This window comes from Sphingomonas sp. SORGH_AS_0950, from assembly GCF_030818415.1.
Lineage (GTDB): Bacteria > Pseudomonadota > Alphaproteobacteria > Sphingomonadales > Sphingomonadaceae > Sphingomonas.
Genome location: NZ_JAUTAE010000001.1, coordinates 3,739,005 through 3,757,893 on the forward strand (window position 1 = coordinate 3,739,005; position 18,889 = coordinate 3,757,893).

Here is an 18,889-nt window from a genome sequence, read left to right on the forward strand (position 1 = left end):
GGGGGACGTGTCCCGGATCGATCGGCGGGCGGCTCTTCGCCCGATAGAGCAATGACAAGATCGGGAGTGTTTTGGCGATGGCGAGCATCAAGCGGTTCGGCCTTCTTCTCATGACGAGCGCGGCCTGCGCCGCGCTGGCCGCGTGCGGCGGCGCGGACAGCGTGGCCTCGCCGGGCGCGGGCAGCGTGGTGATCGTGCAGCCCACCCCGACGCCGAGCGCCTCGCCGACCCCGACGCCCACCGCCAACATCACCGCCGCGCAGTTCGCCGCCGTGACGGCGGTCAACGGCGTCTCGGTCACCGCCGACGAACAGCTTGCGATCGTCAATGCGGGCAGCAACAACAACGTCAACGGCACCGGGGCCACGCTGAACGGCATCTATCCTGCCAGCAGCACCTCGCTGACCACCGCCGCCGATCCGTCGATCATCAACGGCTTCTTCACCTCGACCAACTATGTCGGCGCGCTCAACGGCCCGTCCGACACCGCCTTCCAGGGCTGGACCTGCAATTCGACCTCGGCGGAGTTCGGCGGTTCGGGCGCGCGGTGCACGGCGGTGCCGTCGATCGGCACCTATGCGGCCGCCACCTCGGTCTGCCCGACCGGGACGATCGATGACGGCACCAACAGTTCCTCCTCGCCCAGCCTGCGCTTCTGCCGCCTGCCGCAGACCATCTCCGCCGACCTGTCGCTGCCCAAGATCGCGGGCGTCGTCTATCGCCTGCGCGGCCAGACCGAGGTCGGCAGCGACCTGGGTTCCAGCGGTGGTGCGGGCGTCACGCTGACCATCGCGCCCGGCGTGGTGATCGCGGCGGACTCGACCGAGGCGACCAACGACCTGCTGCTGGTCAATCGCGGCTCGAAGATTTCGGCGGTCGGCACCCGCGACGCGCCGATCATCTTCACCTCGCAGCAGAATCTGGTCAGCAACGGCGTGTCCGACGCGACCCAGGGGCAGTGGGGCGGCATCATCCTGCTCGGCCGCGCGCCGACCGCGGTCTGCGTGTCGGGCACCGGCCCGAACACCGCCTCCGGTTCGTCGACCACCTGCCAGCTGGCGATCGAGGGCGTGACCGGCCGCTTCTATGGCGGTGCGAACCAGGCCGACTCGTCGGGCCAGATGTCCTATGTCCAGATCCGCTATTCGGGCATCGCCATCTCGGACGGCAACGAGCTTCAGGGGCTGACGCTGGGCGGCACCGGCTCGGGCACGGTTCTGGACCATATCCAGAGCCACAATTCGGCCGATGACGGGATCGAGATCTTCGGCGGCACGTCGAACCTGAAATATATCGCGATCACCGGCGCGGACGATGACGGTTTCGACATCGACAATGGCTATCGCGGCTTCATGCAGTTCCTGATTGCGGCGCAGCGCACGATCGGCGCGACCGCCGACAGCTTCTCGACCGAGATCGACTCGAACAATGCCGAGGAACTGCTGCCGCGTACCTTCGGCCGCTATGCCAACTTCACCTTCCTCCAGACCGCGCTCGCGCCCGCCGCGATCCGTCTGCGCGGCGGGGCCGACATGACCTTCATCAACGGCATCGTGAAGTCGACCAATTCCGGCGTCGCCTGCGTCAACATCGTGGCCGGTGCGGGTTCGGGTTCGGACCGCACGACGATCCGCGCCGCCGGTGTCGGTCCGACCGACAATGGCGGCCCGCAGGAAGCCGGTCCGCCCGTCTTCACCTCGGTCTATTTCAGCTGCAACGGCCGCTAAGGCCCCGCTGACCATGCGCCCAGGGCTTGTCCGGGCGCTCTCGGCAAGCCGGGGTGGCGGATCATCGCCGCCCCGGCTTTCCTCCATATATCTGATCGGATGACCCGGCCATGCAGCGACGCCTCGCTTATGCCTCCCTCCTTCTGCTGACGTCCCAGCTCGTCGCGCCCGCCCTGCTCGCGCAGACGGCGGGCGCGCCCGCGCCGACCAGCACCACCGCGACCAGCCCCGACGGGCAGGCGACCCCGCAGAGCCAGACCCCGACCGGGCAGGACGGCCAGTCGGCGGACGAGCCGGTCGAGATCTCGGCCCCCGGCGTCGACGCCTCGGCCAGCAACGAGATCGTCGTCGTCGGCCGCAACATCCCCAACACGATCCGCGCCACGCCGCAGATCGTCTCGGTCCTGTCCGCCGCCGATATCGCGCGTACGGGCGAGGGCGACATTGCGGGCGCGCTGACCCGCGTCACCGGCCTGTCGGTCGTGGGCGGCGGCTTCGTCTATGTGCGGGGCCTCGGCGACCGTTATTCCTCGTCGCTGCTCAACGGATCGCCGCTGCCCAGCCCCGAGCCGCTGCGCCGTTCGGTCCCGCTCGACATCTTCCCGACCACCATCGTCGGTTCGGCGCTGGTCCAGAAGACCTATTCGGTCAATTATCCCGGCGAGTTCGGCGGCGGCGTCATCAACCTGACGACCAAGGCGATCCCGGCGAAGAATTTCATCTCGGGCGGGTTCACGGTCGCGGCCGACGATGTGACCACCAGCGAGCTGGGCTATACCTATGCGGGCGGCAAGGCCGACTGGCTGGGCTATGACGACGGGACGCGCGCCGTGCCGCAGTTCGTGCGCGACGTCCAGGCGGGACGCGGATCGGGCATCGTCCCCGCCGCGCAGGTGGCGCAGCTCTCCAACGCCTCGACCACGCTGCTCCAGCGCAACAACCATCTGCCCGCCAACTTGTCGGGCGAGATTTCGGCGGGGTCGGTGTTCGACATCGGCAGCGACCGGCTGGGCGTGATCTCGTCGCTCAGCCTGTCCAACACCTTCCGCACCCGCTCGGCGATCCAGCAGGATTCGGTGTCGACCGACGGCACGATCCGCAACGATTTCCGCACCCTGCTGACCGACAACCGCATCGTCGCCAATGCACTGGTCGGGCTGGGTTACGAGTTCGGCGACAACACGGTGCGCTGGACCAACGTCTATATCCACGACACGCTGAAACAGGGGCGCGGCTCGGCGGCGGAGGTCTATAACAATGCCAGCGGGCTTCGCTTCCAGCAGAACACCAACTGGTTCGAGCGCCAGCTGATCGAAAGCCAGCTGGTCGGCGAGTTCAAGCTGACCGACGCGCTGAAGTTCGACGCGCGCGGCGCCTTCGCCAATTCCAAGCGCAATGCGCCCTATGAGCGCCAGTTCGACTATCTCTGCTCGAACCGCACCACCACGGGCCTGCCGATCAGCTATGACGGCGGCAATGGCGCGGGCGGGTTCCAGTGCAACGGCGCCTATCAGGTGACGCAGCGCTTCACCCCCTTCGCCTCGATCATCTTCTCGGAACTCAACGAGAATCTGTGGACCGGCCAGGCCGATCTTTCCTACAGGATCGACGGCGAACGGCCGATCACGCTGAGCAGCGGCTATTTCTACCAGGGCACGGACCGCTATTCGAGCCGTATCCAGTTCAACTACCAGACCAGCGACGGCGCAGGGACCGCACCGGGTTTCCCGTATAATCTCTACCGCCCCGACTATCTGCTGAGCCCCGACGTCATCAACAATGCCTGTCCGCTGCGCGGGCAGGGGGCGTGCACGCTCCAGCTGGGTTCGCCGCAGCAGCTGGGCGCCTATGCCTATGACGCCAAGCTGGACGTCCATGCCGGTTACGTCCAGGCGGAGGCCGAGGTGGCCGACGGGCTGCGCGCGGTGGCGGGTGTCCGCTACGAGACGGCGGTCGAGACGGTGACGCCGGTGCAGAGTGCTACGACGCGGCTGAAGAACGATTATTTCCTCCCCGCTGGCACGCTGACCTGGAATTTCGCGCCCGACATGCAGTTGCGCGCGAGCGGCGCCAAGACCATCTCGCGCCCGCAATTCCGCGAGCTGGCACCGCAGCAATTCCGCGACCCGGATTCGGACCGCCTGTTCTTCGGCAACCCGAACCTGCGCGACAGCGAGCTGTGGAATCTCGAGGCGCGCTACGAATGGTTCTATGCGCGCGACCAGCGTTTCACGGTCGCGGGCTTCTACAAGCGGATCAAGAACCCGATCGAGCAGGTCGGCTTCTATACCGGCGCAGACGATCGGTTGCAGACGGGCTTCACCTATCTGCCCTCGGCCAACCTGTATGGCGGCGAGTTCGAGTTGCAGAAATATGTGCCGCTCGCCGGACTGGGCGGCGATTTCTTCGCCACCCGCCGCCTCGTCGCGATCGCCAACTATACCTATACCAAGTCGAAGATCCGCGCGGATGCGACATGCGTGCCCAACCCGGCGGCGGCGCAAGGATCGCCGGGGCTGGCGGGCTGCGCCTCGGGCTTCGGCCCGGCGCGGCTGCTGTTCCGCGACGGCGCGTCGCTGACCGGCCAGTCGGACCATCTGGTCAACCTGCAACTCGGCATGGAGGACACCGCCGCGCTGTCGCAGATCACGCTGCTGTTCAACTATGCCAGCAACCGCGTGACCAATCGTGGGCCGTCCAACCTGTCGGGCGACGGTTTCCAGCCCGACATCATCGAGGTGCCGGGCATCCGCCTCGATCTCGTGGCGCGGCAGGGCTTCGAGCTGGCGGGCGGCAAGTTCGAGCTGAAGGCCGAGGCCCGCAACCTGACCCGCACGCGCTATAACGAGCGGCAGGATTTCGGGAATGGCCGGTTCGTCTATCTGAACCGGTATAATCTGGGCCGGATCTTCTCGCTGGGGATCAGCACGACCTTCTGATCCCGGCATGTGGCCGTCGTCCGGAGCGATCCGGGCGGCGGCCTTTTTCGTTTGGGGAGATGGTGGGGCGTAGGCTTCGACTTCGCTCAGCCTGAACGGATGTTAGGCTCAAAACGAAGCCCCCCCTCCGTTCAGCCTGAGCGAAGTCGAAGGCCAAGGGATTCGCTTTGCCAAGCCGCCATAGATTAAGCGTGCCCTTCGACTTCGCTCAGGGCGAACGGACGTCCGTCTCTAACCCCGCCACGGCAGCTCCCGATACCATTTGGTGATGACGTATTTCACCCCCGCGCGCACCTTCATCGCCTGATGCAGCGTGGCCGGATTGGGTGAGCCGTCCGCGCGGCGGGGTTGCTCCACGCGACCAGCTTGCCGGGTTCGGGCTGGATCATCTTGTCCACCGCCTTGAACCGGGTCGCGCCGCCGGCCTCGGGCGTGTTCAGGTACAGCATCACCGTCCAGGTCCGGTTGCCCGACAGCGCACAATAGCGGTGATAGTCGAGGCCGGACGGCTCGAAATAATCGGTATGCTGCTTGAACTCCTGCCCGACGGCATAGCGCTGGCCCTGGATCGGTTCGCCGAATGCGGCCGACAGCCCGGTCAGTATCGCGATGCGGCGTTCGGTCTCGATCACCGCCGGATCGTCGCCGGGCAGGTCGCCCGTCTCGCTGGTCCGATAGCTGGCGTCGCCATTGGCGTCGGCGATGGTCGAGGGACGGCGCACCTCGTCGATTCGCGCCATCAGCGCCTGGCAGAGTTCGAGCGGCAGGACGTCGCGCTTCACGAACAGCGTCAGCTTGGGGCTGGGCAGCCGCTGCACCCCCGGCGTGGCGGCCAGTCGGGCGATAATCGGTGTCGGATCAAGGCCGTTGCCCAGTTCTGGCGGGTCGGTCGGGATAGGGTTCATCGCAATGTCCATGTGAAACCCATATGACGAACATGTTTCGGGGCTTTGACGCAAACATGTAACATGCCATGCCTAGTGCCCGGAAAAGCGGATGGGGTCTGATTTCATGCGGTTGAGGCTCGACGCGCGCGGGCGCCGATGGTTGCGGCGGCTGCCGGTCGTGAATGTCTATTCGGTGGCCGAACTGGCGCTGATGGCGGTCCTCGCCGTTCAGGGCGCGCGGCTGCTATGGGTGCTCGTCACGCCGGTCTCGCCGCTGGGCGAGTGGCGGCCGGTCGCGCCCAGCGTCGTCGGATCGACCGCTGCGATCCTCGACGGCTTCGACCCGTTCTTCCGCCTGCAGGGACAGCAGGCCGCGCCCTCGGCGGTGACCAGCCTGCAACTCACCCTGTTCGGCACGCGCATCGACGAGGCATCGGGGCGCGGCTCGGCGATCGTGGCGGGGCCCGACGGCGTTCAGCGCCCGGTCTCGGTCGGCGAGGAGATCCAGCCGGGCGTGACGCTGAAGTCGGTGGCGTTCGATCACATCACCATCGATCGCGGCGGCGCGACCGAGGACCTGTATCTCGACCAATCGGATGCGCCCCCCGCCGCGCCCGGCGCGCCCGTGCCCGGCATCGCCGCTCCCCCGGCCTCCGGGCAGGGCGGCATCGCCATCGCGCAGCTGCGCAGTGATATCGGTTTCATCCCCCGGCTCGACGGCGGGCGCGTCTCCGGCCTCGTCGTCCGGCCGATGGGCGCGGGCACGGCGTTCCGCGCGGCGGGGCTGCGCGAGGGCGATATCGTCACCGCGCTCGGCGGCCGCCCCGTGACCGGCCCCGGCGACCTTGACCGCCTGGCGAGCGATTTCGCACAGGGCGGCTCTCTTTCCATCACGGTCGAGCGGGGCGATCAGACGCTGCCGCTCTCCCTCCAGATTGCGGCACCACGGCCATGAAGAAGCTCGTCCTCGGTTCGGTTCTGGCGCTCGCCCTGGCGGCGGGGGTGCAGGCGCAGACCACGCTCAACGTCCGCGACGCCGATATCCGCGCCTTCATCGCCGATGCGGCCAAGGTGACGGGGCGGACCTTCATCATCGACAGCCGGGTGAACGGCAAGGTGACGGTGGTGACCGACCGGCCGCTGTCCAAATCCGAATATTTCGAGATCTTCCTGTCGACGCTGCGCTCCAACGGGCTGGTCGCGGTGCCCAGCGCGGGCGGGGCGTTCCGGGTGCAGCCGATCGACAATGCCGCCTCGCAGCCCAGCCGGATCGGATCGTCGGGCGCGAACCGCAATTCCTATGTCACCGAGATCATCCGCCTGCGCGCGATCGACGCGCCGAGCGCGCTGGAGACGGTGCGCCCGCTGGTCAGCGCGCAAGGGTCGGTGACCGCCAACCGCGCGGGCAACAGCCTGGTCGTGGTCGACTTCGCCGACAATATCCGCCGCATCCGCGAGGTGGTCCGCCGGATCGACGCCGACAATGCCTCGACCCGCGTCATCGCGCTGAGGAATGCGGGCGCGCGCGAGATCGCGACCGCGCTCCAGACGCTGGCGGGCAATGGCGGCGGCGGGCAGGGCGGAGCGCCTGCGCAAGGCGGAACCGGCGTGTCGGTGGTCGCGATCGACAGCTCCAATTCGATCGCGCTGCGCGGCGATCCGTCGAGCGTGGCGCGCTTCGCCCAGATCGCGCTGGACCTGGACAACAAGGCCAAGAGCGGCACCGAGATCCGCGTCGTCTTCCTGCAAAATGCCGATGCCGAGCAGCTTCTGCCCGTGCTCCAGCAGCTGGTCGGCCAGACGCCCGATCCGGTGCAGGAAACCACCCTGTCGCGTGGCAGCTTTACCCAGACCAACAGCCAGTCGGGATCGGCGGCGGGCACCGCCATCGCGCAGCGTGTCCAGCCGGTCGCCCAGCCCCAGGCGGCGAGCGCGCCCGGCGCGGGTGGCCAGACTGGCCAGCAACCCGCGATCAGCACGCAGGGCGGCCGCACTGCGGCGGTCGTCACCCGCTTCGTCGGCGCCAACGCCATCGTGATCGCCGGGCCCGCCGATATCCAGCGCCAGATCGGCGAGGTGATCCGCCAGCTGGACGTGCGCCGCGAACAGGTGCTGATCGAGGCGATCATCGCCGAAGTCTCCGATCAGACCGCACGGCGGCTGGGCGCGCAGTTCCTGCTGGGCAGCCTGACGGGCGGCGCGTTCGCCGCGTCGACCTATGGCAACACCGCGCCCAACATCCTCCAGATCGCAGGCGCGGTCGGGGCGAACACGATCGGCGGCACCACGACCACGGTGGTCGCACCCGACGGCACGCGGACCACGACCAACGTCCCCAATCAGGCCTATAGCCAGCTGACCCAGTCGGCGGTGCAGTCGATCCTGGGCACCACCGGCGGCTTTGCCGGCTGGGGCGGGAAGGTCGGCAACACCGTGTTCGGCGCGATCATCAATGCGGTGAAGAGCGACACCACCTCCAACCTGTTGCAGGTGCCGCACATCATCACGCTGGACAATCAACAGGCGCACAGCCTGGTCGGGCAGGAGATTCCGGTCACGACCGGCCAGGCGTTGTCCAATGATTTCAACAACACCTTCCGCACCGTGCAGCGGCAGAATGTCGGCATCCAGCTGGACGTGAAGCCGCAGGTCAATGCGGGCGGCTCTCTGAAACTCTATGTCCGCCTGGAGGTCAGCTCGATCGCGGGTCCGGTGTCGAGCAACAACAGCGAACTGATCCTCAACAAGCGCGCGTTCGAGAATGTGTTCACCCCCGATGACGGCCAGATCACGGTCATCGGCGGGCTGCTCGACGACAATGAGCGGCGGACGATCGAGAAGATCCCGTTCCTGGGCGACATTCCGGGCCTGGGCGCGCTGTTCCGGTCCAAGGCGCGCAGCCGGTCCAAGACCAATTTGATGGTCTTCATCCGCCCGACCATCCTGCGCACCCCCGAGGACAGCCGCCGCGTCACCGAACAGCGTTACGGCTATCTCCGCCAGCTCCAGGGCTATGCCCAGCCCGGCGTCGAGCCGTCGATCGACGAGCTGGTCCGCGATTACATGAACGCCGCGCCGCCGATCCCGCACGCGCCGATGCCCGGCAATATCGAGGACCCGCGCATCGCGGTCCCCGTCGCCAAGCCGGTCGAACCGATCAAGCGCCGTGACTGACACGCCGGAATCCCTCCCCACGGGTGATATGGTCCCTCTGCCGCTGGGCACGCCGCTCGCACAGGCGGGAGGGGATGGGGGAGGGCATGCCGCTCTCCCGCTCCCCGCGCCCGACGAAGCGCTGGAACTGGTCGCCCCGCTGACCATCCCCTACGCCTTCGCGCGCAAGTTCGGCACGGTGGTCCAGAGCGCCGACCCGCTGACTATCGCCCTGCGTGAAGGCGCCAACCCGCGCGCGCTGATCGAGCTGCGCCGCCATATCGGCCGCCCCTTCGCCATTGCTCGGGTCGAGGGACCGGCCTTCGACCGGCTGCTGTCCGATGCCTATGCGATGGATGGACAGGCGACCGCGATCGCGGCCGTCGGCATGGGCGACGAGCTGGACATGCTGGCCGACGGGATTCCCACCGCCGAGGATCTGCTCGACACCGCCGACGACGCGCCCGCCATCCGCCTGATCAACGGCATCATCGCCGATGCCGCGCGCAACGGCGTGTCGGACATCCATATCGAGCCCTATGAGACCGGCCTGATCGTCCGGATGCGGATCGACGGCGTGCTGCGCGAGACGCTGCGCATGCCGCCGCATGTCGCGCCCGTGGTGGTCAGTCGCATCAAGGTCATGGCGCGGCTCGACATTGCCGAACGCCGCGTGCCGCAGGACGGGCGCATGGCGCTGACGCTGGGGGGCAAGCTGCTCGACGTGCGCGTCTCGACCCTGCCCAGCCGTGCGGGCGAGCGGGTGGTGCTGCGTATCCTCGACAAGGAGAATGCAGGGATCGACCTCGATGCGTTGGGGATGAACCCGGCCATGTATGCGCTGCTGCGCGAGGCGCTGAGCGAGCCCAACGGCATCATCCTGGTCACCGGCCCCACGGGTTCGGGCAAGACGACCAGCCTGTACGCCGCGCTGCGCCTGCTGAACGATGGCAGCCGCAACATCCTGACCGTCGAGGACCCGGTCGAATATGCGGTGGAAGGGGTGGGGCAGACCCAGGTCAACGCCAAGGTCGGGCTGACCTTCGCGGCGGGCTTGCGCGCGATCCTGCGCCAGGACCCCGATGTGGTGATGGTCGGCGAAATCCGCGACCGCGAAACCGCCGAGATCGCGGTGCAGGCGTCGCTGACCGGGCATCTGGTGCTGTCGACCGTCCACACCAATGATGCGGTCGGCGCGATCACCCGGATGCGCGACATGAAGGTCGAGCCCTTCCTGCTCGCCTCGACGCTGCGCGCCGTCATCGCGCAGCGGCTGGTGCGGCGGCTCTGCCCCGCCTGCAAGCGTCCGGTCGCGGCCCGGGACACGGTCGCGCCGCTGCTCGGTATCGACCCGCAGGCGACGGTGTACGAAGCGGTCGGCTGTCCCCAGTGCAACGGCAGCGGCTATAAGGGCCGGACCGGCGTCTATGAGGCGGTGCGGGTCGACGACACCATCCGGCGGCTGATCAACGAAGGCGGCGACGAACAGGCGATCGCCGCGCACGCCTTCGCCCGGCAGCAGCCGCTGGCGGCAGCGGCGCGGACGCTGGTGCTGGACGGCGTGACGACGGCGGAGGAAGCCATCCGCGTGTCCCGCCGCGATTCCGACGCGGGGTGAGGGGGATGTGCGCTTGCCCCACCCTGGCGAAGGCCGGAGTCCAGTTGCCGTGCGTTGTGCATTCGCGTTCACGCGGAGACGCGGAGGCGCGGAGAGGAAAGCTGTGTTCACGCGAAGGCGCGAAGCCGCGAAGAAGAAAGGTATGTTCGCGCAGAGGCGCAGAGGACGCAGAGATGTCGTCCCCGCCGCGCCAGCGGCCCTCCTGCTTTGGCTGCTTGAAAAAGCTGTGCGCTTCCGCGCACGATTTGTCTTTGCGTCCTCTGCGCCTCTGCGCGAACCAATCTTCTCTCCGCGTCTCCGCGTCTCCGCGTGAGATAGGATTTCCATCCGAAACCCCGCGTCTGCACCGGCATCGCGACTGGATCCCGGCCTTCGCCGGGGTGGTGCATGGGGTAAGGCGCTGACATGGCCGGGTTCGACTATGTCGCCATCGACACCAAGGGCGCCGAGAAGCGCGGTTTCATCCCTGCCGAGACCGCCGACGCCGCGCGTGCCGCGCTGGAGAAGCAGCGGCTCTATGTCGTCTCGGTCAAGCCGGGCAGCGGCGACACCGCCGAGCGTCGCCCGCTGTTCGGGTTGAAGCTCGGGCGCGCGCGCATGTCGGTCAAGCAGCTGACGCTCTTCACCCGCCAGCTCGCCACGCTCAACCGCGTCTCGCCGCTGGAGGAGTCCTTGCGCACCATCACCCGCCAGACCGAGCAGGAGCGGGTGCGCGCCATCGTCGCGACGGTGCATCAGGGCGTGACCGAAGGCCGCCGTCTTGCCGATGCGATGGCGCGCGAGCCCCGGAGCTTCCCCCCGCTCTACCGCGCGATGGTCGCGGCGGGGGAGAGTTCAGGCACCTTGCCGACGATCCTGGAGCGGCTCGCGGCCCTTTTGGAGCGGCAGGCGGAGATTCGGGGCAAGCTGATCACCGCGCTCGCCTATCCGACGATCCTGGCGGTGGTGGCGATGGGCGTCGTCACCGCGCTGATGATGTTCGTCGTGCCGCAGGTGGTCGAGCAGTTCGACACGGTCGGGCAGGAACTGCCCTTCCTGACCCGCATGGTGATCGGCGTGTCGGACCTGCTGGTCGGCTGGTGGTGGCTGATGGCGGGCGTCGCGGTGCTGGGCGGCGTCGCATTCTGGCGCGCGTTGAAGGTGCCGTCGATCCGGCTGTCCTTCGACAGCTGGCTGCTCCGGCTGCCGCTGCTCGGCCGGTTGCTGCGCGACCTGCACGCCGCGCGGATGGCGCGCACATTGGGGACGATGGTCGCCAGCCGCCTGCCGCTGCTCGAAGGACTGACGCTGACGGCGGGCACGATCCACAACCGGCGGCTGCGGGTCGCCTCCGACGCGATCGTCGATGCGATCCGGGGCGGCGGGAGTCTCTCCGCGGCGATGCGGCGGGCGGGGGTGTTTCCGCCGCTGCTGACCTATCTGGCCGCCAGCGGCGAGGCGGCGGGGCGGCTGGACGAGATGCTGGAGCGCGCCGCCGACTATCTGGAGCGCGAGTTCGACCGCTTCACCGCCACCGCGCTCTCGCTGCTCGAACCCGCGATCATCGTCGTGATGGGCGGCGTGGTCGCGACGATCGTGTTATCCATCCTGCTGCCGATCCTCCAGCTCAACACGCTGGCGGGACAATGAGTCGAGAGGACAAGTCGATGCGTAACCCCACCCAACGGCCGACCCGCCGCAAGCGCCGCGAGGACGGCTTCACCCTTGTCGAGCTGATGGTCGTCATCGTCATCATCGGCCTGCTGGCGACGATCGTGGCGCTGAACGTGCTGCCCTCGGGCGACACCGCGCGGGTGCAGAAGGCCAAGGCCGACATCGCCCAGATCGAGGGCGGGCTGGAGATGTACAAGCTCCAGAACCTGACCTTCCCGACGACCGCGCAGGGCTTGCAGGCGCTGGTGTCGATGCCCGCCGGTCTGGCCGATCCGTCGCGCTATCAGAAGGGCGGCTATCTGAAGAAGCTGCCCGACGATCCCTGGGGCCGCCCCTATCTCTATGCCGCGCCCGGCCAGCATGGCGAGGCGGATGTCTGGACGTACGGCGCCGACGGCAAGGAAGGCGGCGAGGGGATCAACGCGGATATCGGCAACTGGGATAAGTGATGACGCGGCCCCGCCTGGATGCCGGGGACGGCGGCGGGTGGGGCCTGCCTGGGCGGCGTTCGGCCCGTGCGCTTCGACTTCGCTCAGCGCGAACGGACGATGGGACAGGCTCGGTGCTGACCAAGCCTCCGTTCAGCCTGAGCGAAGTCGAAGGCCATGTCGAAACATCGCCGCAAGGGCCGAACGGCTTCACCCTGGTCGAACTGATGATCGTCATCACCGTCATCGGCTTGGCCTCCGCCATCGCGGTCTGGTCGTTGCCCGATCGGCGCGGCCGCCTGACCGACGAGGCGTTGCGCTTCGCCGCGCGTGTCCGTGCCGCGCATGACGTGGCGGTGGTCGAGGCGTCGCCGGTCAGCATCTGGGTCACGCGCGGCGGCTATGGCTTCGACCGGCGCGCGGACGGCGCGTGGAGCCCGATGACCGCCAAGCCGCTGCGCGTCGCGCAATGGGAGGACGGGACACAGGCCGCGATCCCCGACAGTAGCGGGCGGGTGCGGATCACCTTCGACGTGACGGGCCTGGCCGACCGTCCGGTCGAACTGCGCCTGACCCGCGACCGGGCCAGCAGCATCGTACGGATCGGCGCGGACGGCACGGTACGGGTCGATGGGTGAGGTTGCCCCAATTCCTCCCCTGCAAGGGGAGGCGGCACGGCGCAGCCGTGACGGAGGGGTGTCGCCGCTCGCGATTCACTCCCTCGCTGGCGGTTACACCCCTCCGTCATGCCGCCGGCCTGCCACCTCCCCTTGCAGGGGAGAAGGTGGCTTTACCCTGATCGAGATCATGGTCGCGCTGGCGGTGTTCAGCCTGGCGGCGATGGCGATCGTCCGGCTGGAGAGTGCGACGATCCGGGGTGCCTCGATCCTCGACGAGACGCTGGTCGCGCAGATGGTCGCGCGCAACATCGCGATTGCCGCCGTCACCGATCCCCAGGCACCCGCGCTCGGCCGGAGGTCGGGGGCGGAGGTGAATGGCGGGCGCAGCTGGAAATGGACGCGGATCGTCAGCGGGACGGGCGATGTGCGCGTGGTGCGGATCGATGTCGCGGTGACCAATGGCGCGGGAAGCGTCGTGGGACGGATGACGATGGTCCGTCCGCCATGGCCCACGCCGCCGGTCGGGGTGGTGACGTCGTGATGGTCGTCTCGGCCGACCCGGTCGAAGGCCGGAATGGAGGGGAAGCCAACGGCTTCACCCTGGTCGAGGTCATGGTGGCGCTGCTCGTCTTCTCGATGCTGGCCGCCGCCGCCGTGGCGATCCTGTCGTTGAGTGTGCGGACCCAGGCGGTCACGGGGCAGAAGCTGGACGCGATGGCGGCAGTCAGCCGGACGACCGCGATCCTGTCCGCCGACCTGGCCCAGGCGGTCGACCGACCGACCCGCGACGAGGGCGCGGTGCTGACCCCCGCGATGGTCGCCGGGCCCGATGCGATGCGGCTGGTCCGCGCCGGGTGGAGCAACCTGGACGGTGCGCAGCGCCCGTCCTTGCAAAAGGTCGCTTACCGCCTGAACGGCGATGTGCTGGAGCGGGTGGCGTGGCCGCTGCTCGACGGGGCCGCGCCGATGGAGCCCGCCGCGCTGATGGACCATGTCCGCGAACTGCACCTGCGCTATCGCTTCAACGGCGCATGGCTCGACCAGTGGCAGGGGCAGCCCGGCATCGCCCTGCCACAGGCGGCCGAGGTGACGATCGTCCGCGACGACGGCCTGATCTTTCGCCAGCTGTTCCTGGTCGGCACCGGCTATATCGGCGACGCTGCGGCGGCTCCGGCGCCTACCCCCACACCGACGCCTGCACCGACGCCCAATGGCTAGGCGGCCGCCCCCCTCCGGCGAGCGCGGCGCGGCGTTGCTCACCGTGCTGATCCTGGTCGCGGTGATCGCGGTGATGGCCGCGACCGCGCTGGAAAAGCTGCGTCTGTCGACCCGGCTGGGCGGCAATTCGGTCGCGATCGAGCAGGCGCGCGGCTTTGCCTATGCGGCCGAGGCGCTGGCGATCATCCGCATCGGCGATCTGCTCCAGCGGTCGCAGGGGCGGGTGTCGCTGCTCGGCGGATGGAGCGACCGGCCCTTCGCGCTGCCGCTGGGCGATGTCGCGGGCGGGGCGATCGCAACCGCGCGCGTCACCGATGGCGGGAACTGCTTCAACCTCAACGGCCTGGCACAGCGGGCGTCCGGCCAGCCCGGCGTGCTGATCGGCAATGCCGTCGAGACGGCGCATTTCGCCAAGCTGATGCGGCTGATCGGCGTGCCGGGGCAGGTGGCCGAACAGGTCGCGGCCGCCACCGCCGACTGGATCGACAGCGACCAGAACCCGCAAGGCGGCGGGGCGGAGGATGCGCTCTATCTGGGCCGCGATCCGCCTTACCGGACCGGCGGCACGCTGATGGCCGATGTCAGCGAGATGCGGATGGTCAACGGCGTCACGCCCGAACTCTATGCCCGGCTGCGCCCCTGGCTGTGCACGCTGCCCGATGCCAGCCCGACCATGGTCAACATCAACACGCTCGCTCCCGAACAGGCGCCGCTGGTGGCGATGGCGCAGGTCGATACGATTTCGCCCGGTGCCATCGCCCAGGCCCTTTTGCGCCGCCCGCCGCAAGGCTATGCGGACGCGAGCGCCTTTTGGGCGCAGGTGCCGGGGGCGACGGGCGCGGGGGGCGTGGCGGTGACGACCCGCTGGTTCGCCCTGCGCATCGACGTGACGCTGGGCGGCGTGACGTTGCAGGAGCGCGCGCTGGTCGATGCCAGGCGGGTGCCGCCGCAGCTGGTGGCGCGGATATGGGGGGAAGAGTGATGAGTGCGACCAACCTCCTGTTCCTGCCGCCGGGCGAGGGCGGCGACTATCGCTGGATGCGGATCGAGGATGCGCGCGTCGCGGCGGCGGGCGAGGGCCTGCCGCAAGGCGATGGCGAGGTGATCGCGGTCGCGCCCGCCGATGCGGTGTCGCTCCACTGGGCCGAGATCCCCGCCCGCTCGACCGCGCAGGCCGCCGCCGCCGCACGGCTGCTGGCCGCGGAGGTCAGCGCCGCGCCGATGGACGAGCTGCATGTCGCGGTGGGCGAGGATGACGCGGGCAGCCGGGCCATCGGCATCGTCAATCGCGGCGCGATGGCGGGCTGGCTCAATCGGCTGGCGGGGATGGGTGTCGATCCGGTGGCGGTGGTGCCCGCGCCGCTCCTGCTGCCGCGCCCCGACCAGGGCTATGTGCGGGGCAGCCTTGCCGGGCAGGGGGTGGTGCGCGGACGCGCCTCGGGCTTTGCCGACGAGCCCGGCTTTACCGAGATCGTGACCGGCGACGATCCGCTGGCCGATCTGGATGCCGATGCGCTGGCGGACATGCTGGGCGCGGCGGCGGCGGCGGCGGCGCCCGCGCTCGACCTGCGGCAGGGGCCGTTCGCGCGGCGGCGGTCCTTCGCGATCGACTGGCGGCTGGTGCGGCGGCTCGGCCGGCTGGGGCTGGCGATCGTCGCGGTTACGCTGGCGATCGATCTGGTGCGCTGGACCAAATACAGCTTCGCCGCCGACGCGACCGAGGCCAGGATCGAGCAGGTCGCGCGCACCGCATTGCCGCGCGGGGAAACGCTGGTCGATGCCGATCGCCAGTTGGCCGAGCGGCTGTCGGCGGTGCGCGGGCCGGGCCAGGGGTTCAGCCGGACGGCGGCGGCGGTCTTCTCGGCGGTGCGCAGCGTGCCCGGCTCCGAGCTGACCGCGATGGATTTCCAGCCGAGCGGCGACATAAGGCTGGGCGTGGCGGTGGACCGTGAGGCGCTGGCCACCGACCTGAAGCGCGCGATCGAGGCGCAGGGCTTCACCGTCCAGGCGAGCACCTTCGTCGCGGCGGGCGGGCGGATCACGGGAGAATTCACGGTGCGCGGACGATGACCTCGCTCAAGCTCTGGTTCGACGGCCGTTCGACCCGCGAGAAGCGGTTGTTGCTGGTCATGGCCGCGCTGATGGTCGTCACGCTCCTCTGGGGCGGCATCCTGCGTCCGCTGGGCGACGGCCTGTCGGGCGCGCGCGAGCGCCATGCCGATGCGGTGATCCGGCTGGGCGAGGCGCAGGCCATCGCCGACGAACTGCGCCAGCGCCGCCGGCGCCCCGCCTTGTCGGGGACGCTGGCCGACACCATCCGCCTGTCGGCCGAGCAGGCGGGCTTCACCCTGTCCGGCCTGACCGAGGACGGCCCCGGCCGGGTGCGCGCGCAGATCGCCTCGGCACGCGGCGCCGCGCTGACCCCCTGGCTGGCGCGGCTGGAGCGCGGCGGGGTGCTGGTCGAGCAGGCGACGCTGACCGACAATGGCGACCGGACGCTGGGCGTGGCGCTCGTCCTGCGGGCGCGGGTGTCGTGATGCGGTTGCGGCTCGCCACCCGTCCGCCGGTGCTGTTCGCCGCGATGCTGGTCGTGGCGCTGATCGTCTTCCTGCCGATGCGGCTGGCGCTGGGGGCTACGGGGCTGGCCGATCAGGGGTTGAGCGCGCGGCGGGTCGGCGGGACGATCTGGGGCGGCAGCATGCTGGAGGCGCGGTTCGGCGACGTGGCGCTGGGCGACCTGCGCGTGTCGCTGTCGCCGCTGGCGCTGCTGGTCGGGCGGGCGAAGCTGGCGTTCGAGGGGGCGGGGGCCGATGGGCGTCCGATCCTGGGCGCCGCGACGATCAGCCGCCATGCCATGGGGATTGACGGTGTGACCGCCAGCCTGCCCGCCGCCACGCTGTTCGCGCCGCTGCCCGTCACGACGCTCGCGCTGGAGGATGTGACGGTGCGGTTCCGCGACGGGGTGTGCGAGGAAGCGGGCGGGCGCGTGCGGGCGACCGTCGCGGGCGAGGCGGGCGGCCTGCCGCTGCCGCCGGTGATGACGGGCAATGCCCGGTGCGAGGCGGGGGCGCTGCTGCTGCCGATGACGGGGCAGGGGGGAAGCGAGGCGGTGAACCTGCGTATCCGTCCCGATGGCCGCTATACCGCCGACCTGGTCCTGACGCCGGGCGACCCGGCAGCGGCGGCGCGGCTGGAGCAGCTGGGCTTCGTCGCCGGATCGGGCGGCGGATACCGGCTTTCCGCGCAGGGGCGTTTTTGAGGGAGGGGGAATTTTTGACGGGGACGGTTTTGGGCGCTTGACGAGACCGGGTGATCCCGTTTAGGGGCGCAAGCCTTCGCGGCGACCGTAGTTCAATTGGTTAGAGCGCCGGCTTGTGATGCCGGAAGTTGCGGGTTCAAGTCCCGTCGGTCGCCCCATTCTTTCCGGCCACTCGCTGGCCACGGCACCGGCCCCTTTCAGGCCCGTGTCCCCCCAATATCCTCGCCGATCTGGGTGGCCGGGTCAGAAGCCTCGGTCCGGTACCGCTTTAGTCGGACCGAAGGACGAGCATGACGAACTGGGGCTTTCCCGATTTCGACGCGCATGAAGGCGTGCATCTGTTCACCGATCCCGCATCGGGGTTGCAGGCGGTCATCGCGGTGCATTCCACCCATCTGGGCCCGGCGGCGGGCGGTGCGCGCTTCTGGCATTATGCCACGCCCGCGCTCGCCATCACCGACGCGCTGCGCCTGTCGCGCGGCATGAGCTACAAGAATGCGATGGCGGGCCTGGCGCTGGGCGGCGGCAAGGGCGTGGTCCTGGCGGCCAAGCCAGGCGACGTCATCACCACCGCGCAGCTGGAAGCCTTCGGTCGCGCGGTCGAATCGCTGGGCGGCCGTTATGTGACTGCCGAGGATGTCGGCATGTCGGAAGAGCGGATGAAGGTCATCGCGACCCAGACCCGCTATGTCTCCGGCCTGCCGGTGGCGAGCGGCGCGGCGGGCGGCGATCCCGGCCCCTATACCGCGCATGGCGTCTATCTGGGCGTCAAGGCGGCCGCCAAGCGCGGGCTGGGCGCGACCGACATGAAGGGCGTGCGCGTCGCGATCCAGGGCGTCGGCTCGGTCGGCGGCGGTCTGGCCAAGCTGCTGGCCAAGGACGGCGCAGTGCTCACCATCGCCGACGTCAACCAGGCCCGTGCCGAGGCGATGGCAGCGGAACTAGGCGCCAGCTTCGCCCCGGCCGACGAAATCCTGTTCGCCGATGTCGATCTGGTCAGCCCCAATGCGCTGGGCGCGGTGCTCACCGCCGATTCGATCCAGCGGCTGAAGGCCAAGGTCGTCGCGGGCGGCGCCAACAACCAGCTGGCGACCCGTGAAGACGGCGCGCGCGTGGCGGAAGCGGGCATCCTCTATGCCCCCGATTACGTCATCAACGCGGGCGGCATCATCAATGTCGGTCTGGAATATCTGGGCCAGGGCGACGAAGCCGAGGTCATGGCGCGCATCGCCAAGATCCCCGAGCGTCTGGAACAGGTGTGGCAGCGCTCGGCCGAGACCGGCCATCCCGCCTCGGACGTCGCGGACGAGATCGCGCAGGGCCTGATCGGCCGCTGACTTTAATTCCTCCCCTGTAAGGGGAGGTGGCAGTCCGAAGGACTGACGGA

15 protein-coding genes, 1 tRNA gene and 1 pseudogene are annotated in these 18,889 nt (G+C 69.2%); 16 read left to right on the forward strand and 1 reads right to left on the reverse strand.

The genetic code is table 11. The features are described 5' to 3' along the window. Positions 1-77: 77 nt before the first annotated feature. The gene (locus QE385_RS17035; RefSeq protein ID WP_307103869.1) at positions 78-1,727 is read left to right on the forward strand and encodes a hypothetical protein; all 1,650 of its coding nucleotides are present in this window, start codon (positions 78-80) and stop codon (positions 1,725-1,727) included. 110 nt (positions 1,728-1,837) lie between these two features. Beyond that, positions 1,838-4,666 carry a TonB-dependent receptor domain-containing protein gene (locus tag QE385_RS17040; RefSeq protein ID WP_307103871.1) on the forward strand — a complete coding sequence of 943 codons (2,829 nt, stop codon included), beginning with the start codon at positions 1,838-1,840 and terminating at the stop codon, positions 4,664-4,666. A 231-nt stretch (positions 4,667-4,897) separates the two neighbouring features. Here QE385_RS17040 and QE385_RS17045 read toward each other — a convergent pair. Then, a pseudogene (locus QE385_RS17045) lies at positions 4,898-5,571 on the reverse strand (prolyl hydroxylase family protein). Positions 5,572-5,677: 106 nt separating this feature from the next. On the opposite strand from QE385_RS17045, the gene QE385_RS17050 reads away from it, so the two are divergent. From QE385_RS17050 to QE385_RS17115, 14 genes are all read left to right on the forward strand, one after another. Beyond that, positions 5,678-6,508 carry a type II secretion system protein N gene (locus tag QE385_RS17050; RefSeq protein WP_307103873.1) on the forward strand — a complete coding sequence of 277 codons (831 nt, stop codon included), beginning with the start codon at positions 5,678-5,680 and terminating at the stop codon, positions 6,506-6,508. Continuing rightward, a complete protein-coding gene (gene gspD, locus QE385_RS17055; RefSeq protein ID WP_307103875.1) occupies positions 6,505-8,727 on the forward strand; it encodes a type II secretion system secretin GspD in 2,223 nt (740 codons plus the stop codon). Before QE385_RS17050 ends, gspD begins: the two co-directional genes overlap by 4 nt. A gap of 28 nt (positions 8,728-8,755) precedes the next feature. Then, positions 8,756-10,324: a type II secretion system ATPase GspE gene (gene gspE, locus QE385_RS17060; protein WP_307103877.1), complete on the forward strand. Its 1,569-nt coding sequence runs from the start codon at positions 8,756-8,758 to the stop codon at positions 10,322-10,324. 405 nt (positions 10,325-10,729) lie between these two features. Then, complete coding sequence (gene gspF, locus QE385_RS17065) at positions 10,730-11,953, forward strand: type II secretion system inner membrane protein GspF (protein ID WP_307103879.1); 1,224 nt, start codon at positions 10,730-10,732, stop codon at positions 11,951-11,953. A gap of 17 nt (positions 11,954-11,970) precedes the next feature. Further along, positions 11,971-12,426, forward strand: coding sequence for a type II secretion system major pseudopilin GspG (gene gspG, locus QE385_RS17070; RefSeq protein ID WP_307103881.1), 456 nt, complete (start codon positions 11,971-11,973; stop codon positions 12,424-12,426). A gap of 113 nt (positions 12,427-12,539) precedes the next feature. Further along, the gene (locus QE385_RS17075; protein ID WP_307103883.1) at positions 12,540-13,043 is read left to right on the forward strand and encodes a GspH/FimT family pseudopilin; all 504 of its coding nucleotides are present in this window, start codon (positions 12,540-12,542) and stop codon (positions 13,041-13,043) included. A gap of 73 nt (positions 13,044-13,116) precedes the next feature. Then, positions 13,117-13,566: a type II secretion system minor pseudopilin GspI gene (gene gspI, locus QE385_RS17080; RefSeq protein ID WP_373424730.1), complete on the forward strand. Its 450-nt coding sequence runs from the start codon at positions 13,117-13,119 to the stop codon at positions 13,564-13,566. After that, a complete protein-coding gene (gene gspJ, locus QE385_RS17085; RefSeq protein ID WP_307103887.1) occupies positions 13,530-14,243 on the forward strand; it encodes a type II secretion system minor pseudopilin GspJ in 714 nt (237 codons plus the stop codon). Before gspI ends, gspJ begins: the two co-directional genes overlap by 37 nt. Next, complete coding sequence (gene gspK / locus QE385_RS17090; RefSeq protein ID WP_307103889.1) at positions 14,236-15,225, forward strand: type II secretion system minor pseudopilin GspK; 990 nt, start codon at positions 14,236-14,238, stop codon at positions 15,223-15,225. Before gspJ ends, gspK begins: the two co-directional genes overlap by 8 nt. Beyond that, positions 15,225-16,313 (forward strand): type II secretion system protein GspL, encoded by a 1,089-nt coding sequence (gene gspL / locus QE385_RS17095; RefSeq protein ID WP_307103891.1) that lies wholly within the window; start codon positions 15,225-15,227, stop codon positions 16,311-16,313. The genes gspK and gspL overlap by 1 nt, the downstream gene beginning before the upstream one ends. Further along, positions 16,310-16,780, forward strand: a complete 471-nt coding sequence (gene gspM / locus QE385_RS17100; RefSeq protein WP_307103892.1) for a type II secretion system protein GspM — start codon at positions 16,310-16,312, stop codon at positions 16,778-16,780. The genes gspL and gspM overlap by 4 nt, the downstream gene beginning before the upstream one ends. Next, positions 16,780-17,502 (forward strand): type II secretion system protein N, encoded by a 723-nt coding sequence (locus QE385_RS17105; RefSeq protein ID WP_307103894.1) that lies wholly within the window; start codon positions 16,780-16,782, stop codon positions 17,500-17,502. The genes gspM and QE385_RS17105 overlap by 1 nt, the downstream gene beginning before the upstream one ends. A gap of 81 nt (positions 17,503-17,583) precedes the next feature. Then, a tRNA-His gene (locus tag QE385_RS17110) sits at positions 17,584-17,660 on the forward strand. A 132-nt stretch (positions 17,661-17,792) separates the two neighbouring features. Further along, positions 17,793-18,839 (forward strand): Glu/Leu/Phe/Val dehydrogenase dimerization domain-containing protein, encoded by a 1,047-nt coding sequence (locus tag QE385_RS17115; RefSeq protein ID WP_307103897.1) that lies wholly within the window; start codon positions 17,793-17,795, stop codon positions 18,837-18,839. Positions 18,840-18,889 lie beyond the last annotated feature (50 nt).